Raw genomic sequence first — 13,934 nt, forward strand, 5'->3', positions numbered from 1 at the left:
AGGAATGGAACCCCTTGCGGGTAGGCAGAACGCGCCAACTTCGTGGGTGTAGCACCGAATATGGTCGACAAAGCTTCGTCAGAAGTTATGGTTCATTCACGCCAACGAGACGCGTGCAGGAAGGACGACGATGACCGCCGCGCAGCCGCTGGAGCCGTACTCGACCCCGCTCACCACCGAGCAGACCCGCATTCGCATTCCCGCCGCGCACCGGTCGGAGACCAAGCGGCCGCCGGTGCTGCCCGACGCCCTGGACTTCTGGCAGTTCGCCGGTGCGGCCGCCAATGTGGCCATGCAGATGTCGCGTCCGGCGGTCGGCTACGGGGTCGCCGACAGCACGGTGGAATCCGGTGCGCTCATGGTGCATCCGTGGAAACGCCTGCGCACCACGGCTTCCTATCTCGCGGTCGCGATTCTCGGCAGTCCCGAGGACAAGGTCGCCTATCGCGAGGCCGTGAATGTCGCGCACCGCCAAGTGCGTTCGGCCCCCGACGCGAAGGTCAAATACAACGCCTTCGACCGCGGGCTACAGCTGTGGATCGCGGCCTGTCTCTACGTCGGCTTCGAGGACTCCTATCAACTGCTGCACGGCAGGATGAGTCCGGAACAGGCCGAATCGTTCTACGGTTCATCGGCGACGCTGGGCACGACCTTGCAGGTCACCGAGGATATGTGGCCGCCCACCCGCGCCGATTTCGACACCTACTGGAACCGCGCGTGCGAACAGGTCGCCGCCGACGCCAAGATCCGCGCCTACATAGACGACCTGCTGAACCTGCGCATGATCCCCTGGTACCTCCGAATCACCTTCGGCGGCCTCCTGAAATTCCTCACCACGGGCTTCCTCGCCCCCCACTTCCGCGCTCAGTTGGGCGTTGCCTGGACCCCCGCCGACCAACGCCGCTTCGAACACCTCTTCCTCTTCGTGGGCTTCGTCAACCGCTTCCTCCCCAAATTCCTCCGCGCCGCCCCCACCCACGCCGTCCTCTGGGATGTCCGCCGCCGAATCCGAAAGAACAAGCCACTCATCTGAGTTCGCTTCGCGGGGCACGAAAACGACTGCGGCGCAGGAGAACCGAAGTTCACCTGCGCCGCAGTCGTGGCTACCTTACGGAGCCGGTTGCGTCGGCGGCTCGGGTTGGCCGCCGAAATGCGCGATTCCGGCGTCGATGAGCGGCTGCCCACCGGCGGCGAGCAGGCCGATTCCCGCGCCGACGGCGATCGCGGCCAGCACGACCGGGAAGAACAGCAGGCCGAAGATCGGCAGGCTGATGAGCAGGCCGATGGCCCCACCGATGAGAGCGCCGAACGACGCGCGCTGCAACTCGGCGTTCCACCGCTCCTCGGCGGTGCCGATATCGCGCAACGCGACCTCGCGAACGGCCTCCGGCGCGACGGAGGCCGGGCGCAAGGTCAGCTCCTTGCCCGCCTTCTCGATGGTGGGCCGCAGCGCGATGTCCAGGCCGTGGGCGCGGTAGGTGAGCGGCACCGTGGCAATGCCGCGCCCCTGCGCGTCGGATACCGCGATGGCGTCGCCCGTGGCGGAGAGCGCGAACGTGCCCGTGTCCAGAACCGTTGTGACAGCACCGCTGTCGGCGGTGAGCTGGCTCGTGAACGTGACGCCGTGGTCGTCGCCGCGCAACAGCACCGGTTGGTGGATGGATTCGGTCGGCTGTGCGGCGGGGGCGGCGTGGACCGTCCCGGACGCGATGGTGGTGGCCGCGATGGCCAGCAGCGCGGTGGCGGCGAACTTCTCGACTCGCATATCGAACTTCCTGATTCTCATCTCAGCGCAACCCTCCGATTCCGGCGCCGATGGCGGCACCGGTGATGCCGCCGAGCACTCCCCAACTGACACAGCCGATCGGCGCGAGCGGTGCGCCGATCACGGTGGCGAGGGCGATGCCGCCCACCACGCCGCAACCGAGGGCCGCGCCGCCCACCGCACCGGCGATCGCCGCCGACGCGACACTGTCGGCGCGACTGGGCGCGACGCCGACCGAGCGCGCGAATTGCGAGATATCGGCCTCGGGTCGTGCGAAGACCGCGTTGAACTGGTCCACCTGATCGGCGGCCAGGAAATCCGGTGCGGCCGTGACCATATCGCCGATACGAATGGTCACGGGCTCGACGACGATGGGTGCCACCGCGGGCTCCGGCTCGGGTGCGTGCAGGGCCTCGGGTCGCAGCGGAGCCACGTACTCCCGCTGCGGAATCTGGCGCGCGGGCAGGTAGTCGGTCTCCGGGGCGATACCGCGCAGGTCGTCCTCGGGGGCGACATAGGACATGGGTGGCGGCGTGTTCGCCGTGGTGACCCCCGGCTGCCGCGTCGGCGAGTCACCCGGGGCAGGAGCCTGCGTGCCCGGATTGGGCGGCGTGGTGACCCCCGGCTGCGGGGCGATGAATTGCGGCGGTGCCGCCTGGGTGACGGCGGCGCCGGTGACGACGGCCGCCATGGGGAGCACGGTGACGGCGGCGCGGGCCGCCAGTCGCTGCGTCGATGTTTGTTTTCGGTGTTTCGCCATGCGAATCCCCCGACCTTTCTTGCTGATTCCCGACCGAACGGGCGCTCAGGTGCACTGAGCACAGCAATGCCGGGCGGTAGCCCCCCTCGCGTACGCGCGCCACGTTCATTGCCGCATCCCGGGACTGGTGGTCCGGATCGCGGATGGCCTGTTCCGGGTGCGCAATTCGTCCGAAGTACAGCCGGGAGTGTCTTCGCATGTCAAACCGGTTGCGAAGGATGAGGTTCGGATCACAACCGTAGTCGCGGGCACATGGATGCCCGCGGTGTGCGTTCTGGTTGCGCGGGCCTGTGCGGGAAATTCTCAGTCTGCTAGAAGTTTGCCACTGCGCCAAGGTTGGTGGGGGAGGGGCTATTCCAGGGCTGCCAGGGCCATGCGGCGGAGGATGGGGCGGGCGCGGGTGGCGATGGTGGCGGGGGCGCTGTGGGGGGTGGAGTTGATGAGGCCGAAGGTGGCGTGGGCCTGGACTCGGGCGGCGGGTTCGGGGAGGTCGGGGTGGACGTCGCGGAGGACTGCGACCCAGATCTCGACGTACTGGCGCTGAGTGCGGCGGACCTGGCGGCGGGCGGCGTCGGGGAGGTTCTCGAGGTCGCGGTCCTGAATGCGGATCAGCTCGGGGTCGCCGAAGGCGAAGTCGAGGTGGAAGTCGACGAGGTTGGTGAGCGCTGCGCGGGGGGAGCTGGCCCCGGCCACCACCGCGCGGCCGCCGTCGAGCAGGCGCTGGCTGATGCCGACGAGCAGTTCCACCAGTAGCGCTTCCTTGTTGGGGAAGTGCCGGTACACCGCCGGGCCGCTGATTCCGGCCGCCGCCCCGAGGTCGTCGAGCCGCATGCCCAGGAATCCCCGGTCGGCGATGAGCCGGGCCCCGGCCTCCAACAGCTGCTGTCTGCGCTGCGCCTTGAGCTGTTCGCGGCGCGTGAGAACGGCGGGCTCGGTGCTGCTCACCGCGGACTCCCTTCGCCGGACATGGACAACTCAGTTAATAGAGATTATCTTATTTCTCAGTTATCGGCGATTAACTGATCGAACGGACGACGGAATGACGGTGACCGAGGAGACGGGCAACCGGTCCGCGCACCTGGCGCTGGTCGAGGACCTGCGGGCGCGGCTGGCGGCGAATGCGCTGGGCGGTCCGGAGAAGGCGCGCGAACGGCATCTCGCGCGCGGCAAGCTGCTGCCGAGGCAGCGGGTGGATCAGCTGTTGGACCCGGGCTCGCCGTTCCTGGAGCTCTCCCCGCTGGCCGCCACCGGCATGTACGGCGACGAGTGCCCGGGCGCGGGCGTGATCAGCGGTATCGGGCGGGTGTCGGGGCGCGAATGCGTGATCGTCGCCAATGACGCCACGGTCAAGGGCGGCACCTATTACCCGCTGTCGGTGAAGAAGCATCTGCGGGCCCAGGAGGTGGCGGCACAGAACCATCTGCCGTGCGTCTACCTGGTGGACTCCGGCGGCGCGTTCCTGCCGCATCAGGACGAGGTGTTCCCCGACCGCGAGCACTTCGGGCGCATCTTCTTCAATCAGGCGAATATGAGCGCCAAGGGCATCGCGCAGATCTCGGCGGTCATGGGCTCGTGCACGGCCGGTGGCGCGTACGTGCCCGCCATGAGCGACGAGACCGTCATCGTGCGCGATCAGGGCACCATCTTCCTGGGCGGTCCGCCGCTGGTGAAGGCGGCCACCGGCGAAGTGGTGACGGCCGAGGAGCTGGGCGGCGGCGACCTGCACTCCCGAATCTCCGGCGTCACAGACCATTTGGCCGACAGTGACCAGGACGCGCTGCGCATCGTGCGCAATATCGTGGCCACCCTGGGGCCGAAGCGGGCCACGCCGTGGGAAGTCAAGTCCACGGTGGATCCCATTGCGCCGCAAGAAGAGCTCTACGACGTCGTACCTACCGACCTGCGCACCCCCTACGATGTCCGGGAAGTCATCACCCGCGTCGTGGACGGCGGCGAATTCCAGGAGTTCAAGGCCGAATACGGCAAGACCCTGGTCACCGGCTTCGCCCACATCCACGGCCATCCGGTCGGCATCGTGGCCAACAATGGCGTGCTGTTCGCCGAATCCGCCCTCAAGGGAGCGCATTTCATCGAACTGTGCGACAAGCGCATGATCCCGCTGGTCTTCCTCCAGAACATCACCGGGTTCATGGTCGGGCGCGACTACGAGGCGGGCGGTATCGCCAAGCACGGCGCGAAAATGGTCACCGCCGTGGCCTGCGCGCGGGTGCCCAAGCTGACCGTGGTGATCGGCGGCTCGTACGGCGCGGGCAACTACTCCATGTGTGGCCGCGCGTATTCGCCGCGCTTCCTGTGGATGTGGCCGAATGCCCGCATCTCCGTCATGGGCGGCGAACAGGCCGCCTCGGTCCTGGCCACCGTGCGCGGCGATCAACTCGACGGCAACGGCCAGCCCTGGTCGACCGAGGACCAGGAGGCGTTCAAGGCCCCGATTCGCGACCAGTACGAGCGCCAAGGCCACCCCTACTACTCCACGGCCCGGCTCTGGGACGACGGCGTGATCGACCCCGCCGATACCAGAACCGTTCTCGGCCTTGCCCTTTCGGTCTGCGGGCAAGCGCCCGTCGAGCCCGTTTCCTACGGCGTCTTCCGGATGTGACGACCATGATGAACAAAGCCCACCCCGTCGCCTTCGACACCGTGCTGGTGGCCAATCGCGGTGAGATCGCGGTCCGGGTCATGCGCACGCTGCGGGCCATGGGAATTCGCTCGGTCGCGGTGTACAGCGATGCCGACGCCGACGCCCGCCATGTGCACGAGGCGGATGTGGCGGTGCGGCTCGGCCCCGCCCCGGCGCGCGAGTCCTACCTCGATATCGACAAGGTCGTGGCCGCGGCGGTGCGCTCGGGCGCGCAGGCGGTGCACCCGGGATACGGCTTCCTGTCGGAGAATCCGGCCTTCGCGGCGGCGCTCGACGCGGCCGATATCGCCTTCCTCGGACCGCCGACCCGAGCCATCGAGATCATGGGCGACAAGATCGCCGCCAAGAACGCGGTCTCGGCCTTCGGGGTGCCGGTGGTCCCCGGTATCGCCCGGCCCGGACTCACCGACGCCGAATTGATCGACGCCGCAGGCGAAGTCGGCTACCCGGTGCTGGTGAAGCCCTCCGCCGGTGGCGGCGGCAAGGGTATGCGCCTGGTGGAGGACCCGGCGGCGCTCCCGGCCGCCCTGGTCTCCGCGCGCCGTGAGGCCGGGGCGGCCTTCGGTGACGACACGCTGTTCCTGGAACGCTTCGTCACCCGCCCCCGCCATATCGAGGTGCAGGTGCTCGCCGACCAGTACGGCCACATCCTGCATCTCGGCGAACGCGAATGCAGCCTCCAGCGGCGGCATCAGAAGGTCATCGAGGAAGCGCCCTCGCCCCTGCTGGACGCCAAGACTCGCGCCCGCATCGGCGCGGCCGCGGTCGCCACCGCGCGCAGCGTGGACTACGTGGGCGCGGGCACCGTGGAGTTCATCGTCTCGGCGGACAAACCGGACGAGTTCTTCTTCATGGAGATGAACACCCGGCTCCAGGTGGAGCATCCGGTGACCGAGCTGGTGACCGGCGTGGACCTGGTGGAGACCCAGGTGCGCATCGCCGCCGGACAGAAGCTCGCGGCCGACCAGGACGATATCCGCCTCACCGGCTGGGCCATGGAGGCGCGCGTCTACGCCGAGGACCCGGGGCGCGACTTCCTGCCCACGGGCGGCACCGTGCTGGCCCTGTCCGAACCGGAAGGCCAAGGCGTACGCGTGGATTCGGGTCTGCGTGCCGGAACGGTGGTGGGCAGCGACTACGACCCGATGCTGTCGAAGGTCATCGCGCACGGCCCCGATCGCGCCACCGCTCTCACGAAACTCGATGCGGCACTGGCGGAAACACAGGTCCTCGGGGTACGCACCAATATCGACTTCCTGCGGTTCCTGCTCGCCGACACCGACGTGGTGGCCGGGCGGCTCGATACCGCGCTCCTGGACCGCCGGGTCGCCGACTTCGTCCCAGCCCCCGTGGTCGATGCCCAATTCCTCGCCGCGGCAGCGTATCTGTGGCTGCGCAGGTGGCCGCGAGCGGTCGACGACCCCTGGGCGGTGCCGACGGGGTGGCGTTTGGGTGAATCCGCGCCCACGGTGCTGCGCCTCAGCGGCGGTGACCGCACCACGCACGTCTACCTCACCGGCTCTCCCCAGCAGGCCGAGGCGTGGGTGGACGAGGGCGAGAAGTACACGCTCACAGCGGAACTCGATGAGCAGTGGCTCGTTCTGACGCTGGACGGCCTGCGCACCCGCCACCGCGTCGCCGAGGGCGACGGCCACCTCTGGCTCACCGACCACACCGGCGTCGTCCAACTGCGGGAAGTCGCCGAGGCCGATATCCGAGGTGTCGCCGAACATATCGGCGACGCCGAAATCGTCAGCCCCATGCCGGGTTCCGTCATCGCGGTGCCCGCCCAGCACGGTGCACGAGTCACCGCGGGCACCCCCGTGGTGGTGGTCGAGGCCATGAAGATGGAGCATTCGCTCACCGCCCCCATCGACGGCATTGTCGAAATCCTGGTGCGCCCCGGCGACCAGGTGAAGGTAGATCAGCCGCTCGCACGCGTCGTGCCCGCGAGCGAGACAGTTGCGGAAGGAACCACCCCATGACCGACTTCCTGTCCACCGGCTCGCTGCCGGACGAGTACCGCGAACTCGCGCTCACCGTGCGGGATTTCGCGCAGCGCGTGGTGGCTCCGGTGGCCGCCCAGCACGATGCCGACCACACCTTCCCGTACGAAGTGGTGGCGGGTATGGCGGAGATGGGCCTGTTCGGCCTGCCGTTCCCGGAGGAGTTCGGCGGTATGGGCGGCGACTACTTCGCCCTCTGCCTGGCCCTCGAGGAGCTCGGCAAGGTCGATCAGAGCGTGGCCATCACCCTCGAGGCCGGAGTCTCGTTGGGCGCCATGCCCATCTACCGCTTCGGCAACGACAAGCAGAAGCAGGAGTGGCTGCCCCAGCTCACCAGCGGGCGCGCCCTGGCCGCCTTCGGGCTCACCGAACCCGGCGCGGGCAGCGACGCGGGCGGCACCCGCACCACCGCCGTGCGCGACGGCGACACCTGGGTCATCAACGGCTCCAAGCAGTTCATCACCAATTCCGGTACCGATATCACCCGACTGGTGACGGTGACCGCGGTGACCGGACAGGCCGAGGGCAAGAAGCGGATCTCCACCATTCTGGTGCCGACCGACACCCCCGGCTTCGTCGCCGAGCCCGCGTACAACAAGGTCGGCTGGAACGCCTCCGACACCCACCCGCTCAGCTTCACCGATGTGCGGGTGCCCGCCGAGAACCTGCTCGGCGAGGAGGGGCGCGGCTACGCCAACTTCCTGCGCATTCTCGACGAGGGCCGGATCGCCATCGCGGCGCTCTCGGTCGGCGCGGCGCAGGGCTGTGTGGACGAGAGCGTGCGCTACGCCAAGGAGCGCGAGGCCTTCGGCCAGCAGATCGGGCGAAATCAGGCCATTGCCTTCAAGATCGCGCGCATGGAGGCTCGCGCGCACGCCGCCCGCACCGCCTACTACGACGCCGCCGCGCTCATGCTCGCCGGAAAACCGTTCAAGAAACAGGCTTCCATCGCCAAACTCGTCGCCAGTGAGGCCGCGATGGACAATGCTCGCGACGCCACCCAGATTTTCGGCGGCTACGGCTTCATGAACGAATATGCTGTGGCGCGGCACTATCGCGACAGCAAGATCCTGGAAATCGGTGAGGGCACCACGGAGGTGCAGTTGATGCTGATCGGGCGAGAGTTGGGACTGTGAACAACGAGGCGTCATCGCACGAGGTCCGCCGGGTGGTGCAGCGCGGCCTGTGGTTCGAGGAGTTCGAGACCGGTGTGGTGTACGAGCACCGGCCCGGCCGCACCATTACCGAGGCCGACAATGTGCTGTTCACGACGCTGACCATGAACACCCAGGCGCTGCATCTGGATGCCGCTTTCGCCGATGCGCTGCCGCCGTTCCATCAGCGGCTGGTGAATTCCATGTTCACATTGTCCACACTGGTTGGTTTGTCGGTGGCGCAGTTGACCCAGGGCACCATTGTCGCCAACCTCGGCTTCTCCGAAATCGCTTTTCCGAAACCGCTTTTCCACGGGGATACGCTCTACGCGGAAACCGTGGTCACCGACAAACGGGAATCCAAGAGCCGTCCAGGGGAGGGCATCGTGACATTCGCGCATACCGGACGCAATCAGCACGGCGATATCGTCGCCACCGCGGTCCGCAAAACCCTGGTTCGGCAGGGTCCGGGGCAATCATGAACTGGGAGTTGCCCGGACCCGCCTGGCTGTTCTGCCCCGCCGACCGCCCCGAGCGCTACGGCAAGGCCGCCGCGGCGGCCGATGTGGTGATCATCGATCTGGAAGACGGTGTGGCCGAGGCCGACAAGGCCGCCGCCCGCGCGGCGCTCATCGCCACGCCACTGGATCCGGAGCACACGGTGATTCGGGTGAACGCCGCCGGAACCGTCGAGCACATGCTCGATCTGGATGCCTTGACCCGCACCGAGTACCGGCGCGTCATGTTGCCCAAATGCGAATCGGCCGAGCAGATCACGCGGCTGGCCGACTACGAGGTGATCGCGCTCGTGGAATCGCCGCTGGGCGCGCTGGCGGTGGGACGGGCCGTCATGGCGCGCAATGCCATCGGCGTCATGTGGGGCGCGGAGGATCTCGTCGCCGGACTGGGCGGGAACTCCAGCCGCCACGCCGACGGCGGCTACCGCGATGTGTGCCGACACGTGCGCTCCCAAACTCTGTTGGCCGCCAAGGCCTACGGCAAATTCGCCCTGGACTCGGTCTATCTCGATATCGCCGACCTGGACGGGCTGGCGACCGAGACCCTCGACGCGGTGGCGGTCGGGTTCGACGCCAAGGTCGCCATCCATCCCAGCCAGGTGCCCGTCATCCGGCGCGCGTACGCGCCCAGCTCCGACGAGATCGACTGGGCGCGCAGGCTTCTCGACGAGGTGCCGAACCATCGTGGCGTCTTCACCTTCGAGGGCCGCATGGTGGACGCTCCGGTCCTGCGGCACGCGGAGCAGATCGTGAAGCGGGCGCAGGGCGCGGACAGCGCGGCGTCGTAGGAGGTAGTGGTGGAACCGCAGTGGGTGCCGAGCGAGGCGGATGTCGCGGCGGCCAGAGTCACCGATTTCGCGCGCTTCGTGGAGCGGCGGACGGGCGTATCCGCGCCGGACTACCGGACGCTGTGGCAGTGGTCCGTCGATGACCTGCCCGGATTCTGGCGGGCGGTCTGGGAGTACTTCGACCTCGGTGAGGTGCCGGGAGAGGTGCTGGCCGATGCGACCATGCCCGGGGCGCGGTGGTTTCCGGGTGCGCGGCTGAACTATGTGGATCAGGTGGTGCGGCAGGCCCGGGTGGATCGGCCCGCGATTCTCGCGGTGAGCGAGGGCGAGGAGATCCGCGAGATCTCCTGGGCCGAGATGCTCGCCCAGGCCGCTGGATTCGCGCGCACGCTGCGGGAACTCGGTGTGCGGCCGGGGGATCGGGTGGCCGGGTATCTGCCGAATATCCCCGAAGCGGTCATCGCCTTCCTGGCCACCGCGAGCCTCGGGGCCATCTGGAGCGCCTGCGGACAGGACTACTCCGCGCAGGCGGCGCTGGATCGGCTCGGCCAGTTGGAGCCGGTCGTGCTGGTGACGGCCGACGGCTACCGCTTCGGCGGCAAGACGCACGGCCGGTGCGAGGAGATCGAGGGGCTGCGCAGCGGTTTGCCGTCGCTGCGGGCGACCGTGGTGGTGTCGCGGCTGGGCGGCACCGTGCCCGGGGCGCTGCCGTGGGATGCCGTGGAATTGGGGCTCGCCGATGCCGAGGCCGACGGTAGTGACGAATTCGTCACGGAGCCGGTCGATTTCGGCCATCCGCTGTGGGTGCTGTACTCCTCCGGCACCACCGGCAAGCCCAAGGGCATCGTGCACGGACACGGCGGCGTCTTGCTGGAGCATCTGAAAGCCGTTGCGCTGCAATCCGATATCGGGCCGGACGACACCTTCTTCTGGTACACCAGCCCCAGCTGGATGATGTGGAATTTCCAGGTCGCCGGACTGCTGGTCGGGGCCACCATCGTCTGCTACGACGGCAGCCCCGGGTATCCGGAGCCGGATTCACTGTGGGAGTTGGCCGCTCGGACCCGTACCACCGTGCTCGGCACCAGCCCCGGTTACGTGCTCGCCTGTGCCAAGGCCGGGGTGGTGCCCCGCCGCGACCACGACCTGTCCGCGCTGCGCATGGTCGGCATCACCGGCTCGGCGCTGCCGCCCTCCTCGTCGCTGTGGTTGCGCGCCAATGTCGGTGAGCGGGTGCCCGTCGCCTCCATCAGCGGCGGCACGGATGTGGTGTCGGCGTTCATCGGGGGTGTGCGCACTGTTCCGGTGTGGCCGGGCGAGCTGTCGGTTCCGTATCTCGGTACGGCACTGGAGGCTTGGGACGAGAACGGTCGTCCGGTGCGCGGCGAGGTGGGGGAACTCGTCATCACCAAACCCATGCCGTCCATGCCGGTGTGCTTCTGGAACGATCCCGATGGCTCGCGCTACCACGACGCCTATTTCGACATGTTCCCCGGCGTCTGGCGGCACGGTGACTGGATCACCCTCACCGAGCGAGGCAGTATCGTCGTGCACGGCCGCTCCGATTCCACCTTGAACCGCAATGGCATTCGCATGGGGTCGGCCGATATCTACCAGGCCGTGGAGGCGCTGCCGGAGATCGCCGAGGCCCTGGTGATCGGTGTGGAGGAGGCCGACGGCGGATATTGGATGCCGCTGTTCGTGGTGCTCGCGGCCGGGGCCGAGCTCGACGAGGCGTTGAAGCAGCGCATCAATACGGCCATCCGGACCGAGGTTTCGCCGCGCCATGTGCCCGACGAGATCATTCTCGCGCCCGGTATTCCGCATACGCGCACCGGGAAGAAGCTCGAAGTGCCGATCAAGAAGCTGTTCCAGGGGGCCGAGGCGGAGCGTGTGGTGGCTCCCACGGCCGTCGACGATCCGGCGCTGCTGGAGTGGTACGCCGCCCTGCGCTGAACGGCGTACCACGCCGCGGTCAGCGCACCTTGGCGAAGAAGGCGCGGATATCGGCGGTATGCGCCCGCGGAACCTCCATGGCGATGAAGTGGTTGGCGGGCGGGTTGTCTTCGGGCCAGTGCGCGATCGTGTTGTCGCGCTCGGCCAGTCGCCGCATGAGCGCCGAGCCGCCGCCGTATGTGCCCACAGGGACCAGCTTTTGGCCCGCTGGCCACTCGAACCCGTTGTCGCCCAGGCCGTTGTACATGGGCCACGACGAGGTCGCGGCGGTATCGGTGAACCAGTAGAGGCTGATATTCGTCAGCAGATGGTCCAGGTCGATGGCCTCCTCCACGCGGTCGACCAGCGGCGAGAACTCGGTGAACTTGTGGACCAGCCAGGCCAGCAGCCCCGCCGGGGAATCGGTCCACGCGGCCGCGAAAGTCTGTGGCGCGGCGTGCAGGAGGACATGGTGGTTCACGCCCGTCATCCACTTCTGCATCATGTCCCACTCGGCGCGCTCATCCGGGGTCATGGTCGGGACATCGTCGATGGTGGGCATACCGATGCCGCCGTCGATATGCACGCCGACCACGTGATCCGGTGCGGCGATGGCCATTTCCTGGACCACGTACGCGCCCAGGTCGCCGCCTTGCACGCCGTAGCGCTCGTAGCCGAGCCGCGCCATGAGCTCCACCCACATCCGGGCGACCGTGCGCGGCTTCATACCCACGTCGGCGGGCGGTGCGGAGAAGGCGAAGCCCGGGACGGACGGGATGACCACGTGGAACGCCTGGCCCGGATCGCCGCCGTGGTTGCGCGGATCGGTCAGCAGCGCAATGGATTCGGTGAACTCCACGAAGGTGTTCGGCCAGCCGTGGGTGAGAAGCAACGGCAAGGCGTCCGGCTCGGAGGAGCGCACGTGCAGGAAGTGCACATCCAGACCGTCGATCTCGGTCAGGAACTGCGGGAATTCATTGAGCTTGGCTTCCTGTGCGCGCCAATCGAATTCGGTGCGCCAGTACTCGACCAGATCCTTCAGGTACGCGACCGGGACCCCACGCTCCCGGCCCTGCCCGGGGAGTTGGCGGGTCCAGCGGGTGCGGGCCAGCCGATCGTTCAAATCGTCGATATCGGCCTGCGGAATCTCGATGCGGAAGGGGCGGATCTGGAAGGTCATCGCGTGCTCCTGTGCTCGGTCGTTCGATCTGCGGACCACGTTAGGAGGCATCTAGGACTATTCTGGTCCTAATTGACGAGGAGGCTGAATTCATGACGGACACTCCCGCTCGGCTCCTGCGCCTGCTCTCGCTCCTCCAGACCCCGCGCGAATGGCCCGGCAGCGAACTCGCCGAAAAACTCGGCGTCACCGACCGCACCGTCCGCCGCGATATCGACCGCCTGCGCGAGCTCGGCTATCCCGTGGAGGCGACCCTCGGCGCGGCGGGCGGCTACCGCCTCGTCGCCGGTGCCGCCCTGCCGCCGCTGCTGCTCGACGACGAGGAGGCCGTCGCCATCGCCGTCGGCCTGCGCGCGGCCGCTGGCTCCGCCGTGGCCGGTATCGAGGAGGCGTCGGTGCGCGCGCTCACCAAGCTCGAACAGGTGCTTCCCGCGAAACTGCGCCGCCGCGTCCGCGTCTTGGCCACCGCCACGGCGACTCTCGCACCCAGCACCGCCACCGTCGACCCCGAGGTGCTCACCACCCTGGCGGCCGCCATCACCAATACCGAACGCGTGCGGTTCACCTACACCGCCGCCTCCGGTGCCGAATCTCGCCGCAATGTCGAGCCCGTCGGCCTCGTCTCGCACCATCGCCGCTGGTATCTCGTCTGCTACGACCTCGATCGCGGCGACTGGCGTTCCTTCCGCGTCGACCGCCTCGGCCACCCGCAACTCACCGCAGCCCGCTTCGTTCCGCGCGCGTTGCCCGCGGACTCACCGGCCGCCTACGTCGCGGGCGAGCGAACCGATTGGGGCACACCGGAGTTCCATGTGGTGGCCACCATCCACGCGCCCGCCCACCGAGTGATCGGCCGCCTCGGCGATTCGCCGGGCGACATCACATCCATCGACGACGCGTCCTGCCGCCTCGACGCCCGCCGCGACGATGCCCCGGAATGGTTGGCGCTGCGCCTGTTGGACCTCGACGCCGACTTCGAGATCGAGGGACCGCCGGAGGTGATCTCGGCCCTGCGATCCCTGCGCTCCCGCATCGACCGTGCCCTGCGATGAGCGTGGTCGCCTGTCGGAACGCGGAATTGGGGCAATCCGCATAGTTCCGCGTTCGCGCGCGGCGGTCGAGCGAATGTGGCAAGGTGCCCAGCGATCCGATAGAGGAAGAAGGTC

At 68.2% G+C, this 13,934-nt stretch carries 12 protein-coding genes; 8 read left to right on the top strand and 4 right to left on the bottom strand.

Features of this window, described 5'->3' with window-relative positions:
• Positions 1-130 precede the first annotated feature (130 nt).
• Entirely contained in the window at positions 131-1,033 is a 903-nt protein-coding gene (locus ACIBH2_RS14955) for an oxygenase MpaB family protein (protein ID WP_397117598.1), read from the top strand.
• Between the two features lie 75 nt (positions 1,034-1,108).
• Here ACIBH2_RS14955 and ACIBH2_RS14960 read toward each other — a convergent pair whose 3' ends face one another.
• From ACIBH2_RS14960 to ACIBH2_RS14970, 3 genes are all read right to left on the bottom strand, one after another.
• Complete coding sequence (locus ACIBH2_RS14960) at positions 1,109-1,786, bottom strand: hypothetical protein (RefSeq protein ID WP_397117600.1); 678 nt, start codon at positions 1,784-1,786, stop codon at positions 1,109-1,111.
• Between the two features lies 1 nt (position 1,787).
• Positions 1,788-2,525 (bottom strand): hypothetical protein, encoded by a 738-nt coding sequence (locus ACIBH2_RS14965; RefSeq protein WP_397117602.1) that lies wholly within the window; start codon positions 2,523-2,525, stop codon positions 1,788-1,790.
• 351 nt (positions 2,526-2,876) lie between these two features.
• Complete coding sequence (locus tag ACIBH2_RS14970) at positions 2,877-3,470, bottom strand: TetR/AcrR family transcriptional regulator (protein WP_397117604.1); 594 nt, start codon at positions 3,468-3,470, stop codon at positions 2,877-2,879.
• A gap of 94 nt (positions 3,471-3,564) precedes the next feature.
• On the opposite strand from ACIBH2_RS14970, the gene ACIBH2_RS14975 reads away from it, so the two are divergent.
• Genes ACIBH2_RS14975 through ACIBH2_RS15000 form a run of 6 tightly spaced genes read left to right on the top strand, consistent with a single transcriptional unit; the run spans position 3,565 to position 11,609 of the window.
• A complete protein-coding gene (locus tag ACIBH2_RS14975) occupies positions 3,565-5,145 on the top strand; it encodes a carboxyl transferase domain-containing protein (protein ID WP_397117606.1) in 1,581 nt (526 codons plus the stop codon).
• A gap of 5 nt (positions 5,146-5,150) precedes the next feature.
• Positions 5,151-7,172, top strand: coding sequence for a biotin carboxylase N-terminal domain-containing protein (locus ACIBH2_RS14980; protein WP_397117608.1), 2,022 nt, complete (start codon positions 5,151-5,153; stop codon positions 7,170-7,172).
• Entirely contained in the window at positions 7,169-8,329 is a 1,161-nt protein-coding gene (locus ACIBH2_RS14985) for an acyl-CoA dehydrogenase family protein (RefSeq protein WP_397117610.1), read from the top strand. Before ACIBH2_RS14980 ends, ACIBH2_RS14985 begins: the two co-directional genes overlap by 4 nt.
• A complete protein-coding gene (locus ACIBH2_RS14990; protein WP_397117612.1) occupies positions 8,326-8,829 on the top strand; it encodes a MaoC family dehydratase in 504 nt (167 codons plus the stop codon). The genes ACIBH2_RS14985 and ACIBH2_RS14990 overlap by 4 nt, the downstream gene beginning before the upstream one ends.
• Entirely contained in the window at positions 8,826-9,653 is an 828-nt protein-coding gene (locus tag ACIBH2_RS14995) for an HpcH/HpaI aldolase/citrate lyase family protein (RefSeq protein ID WP_397117614.1), read from the top strand. Before ACIBH2_RS14990 ends, ACIBH2_RS14995 begins: the two co-directional genes overlap by 4 nt.
• Positions 9,654-9,659: 6 nt before the next feature.
• A complete protein-coding gene (locus tag ACIBH2_RS15000; RefSeq protein WP_397117616.1) occupies positions 9,660-11,609 on the top strand; it encodes an acetoacetate--CoA ligase in 1,950 nt (649 codons plus the stop codon).
• Between the two features lie 19 nt (positions 11,610-11,628).
• Here ACIBH2_RS15000 and ACIBH2_RS15005 read toward each other — a convergent pair whose 3' ends face one another.
• A complete protein-coding gene (locus tag ACIBH2_RS15005; protein WP_397117618.1) occupies positions 11,629-12,768 on the bottom strand; it encodes an epoxide hydrolase family protein in 1,140 nt (379 codons plus the stop codon).
• 92 nt (positions 12,769-12,860) lie between these two features.
• Here ACIBH2_RS15005 and ACIBH2_RS15010 point away from each other — a divergent pair, with 92 nt between their 5' ends.
• A complete protein-coding gene (locus tag ACIBH2_RS15010; RefSeq protein ID WP_397117620.1) occupies positions 12,861-13,820 on the top strand; it encodes a helix-turn-helix transcriptional regulator in 960 nt (319 codons plus the stop codon).
• The last annotated feature ends 114 nt before the right edge of the window (positions 13,821-13,934 follow it).

The organism is Nocardia sp. NPDC050406 (genome assembly GCF_044459025.1).
Classification (GTDB): Bacteria; Actinomycetota; Actinomycetes; order Mycobacteriales; family Mycobacteriaceae; genus Nocardia.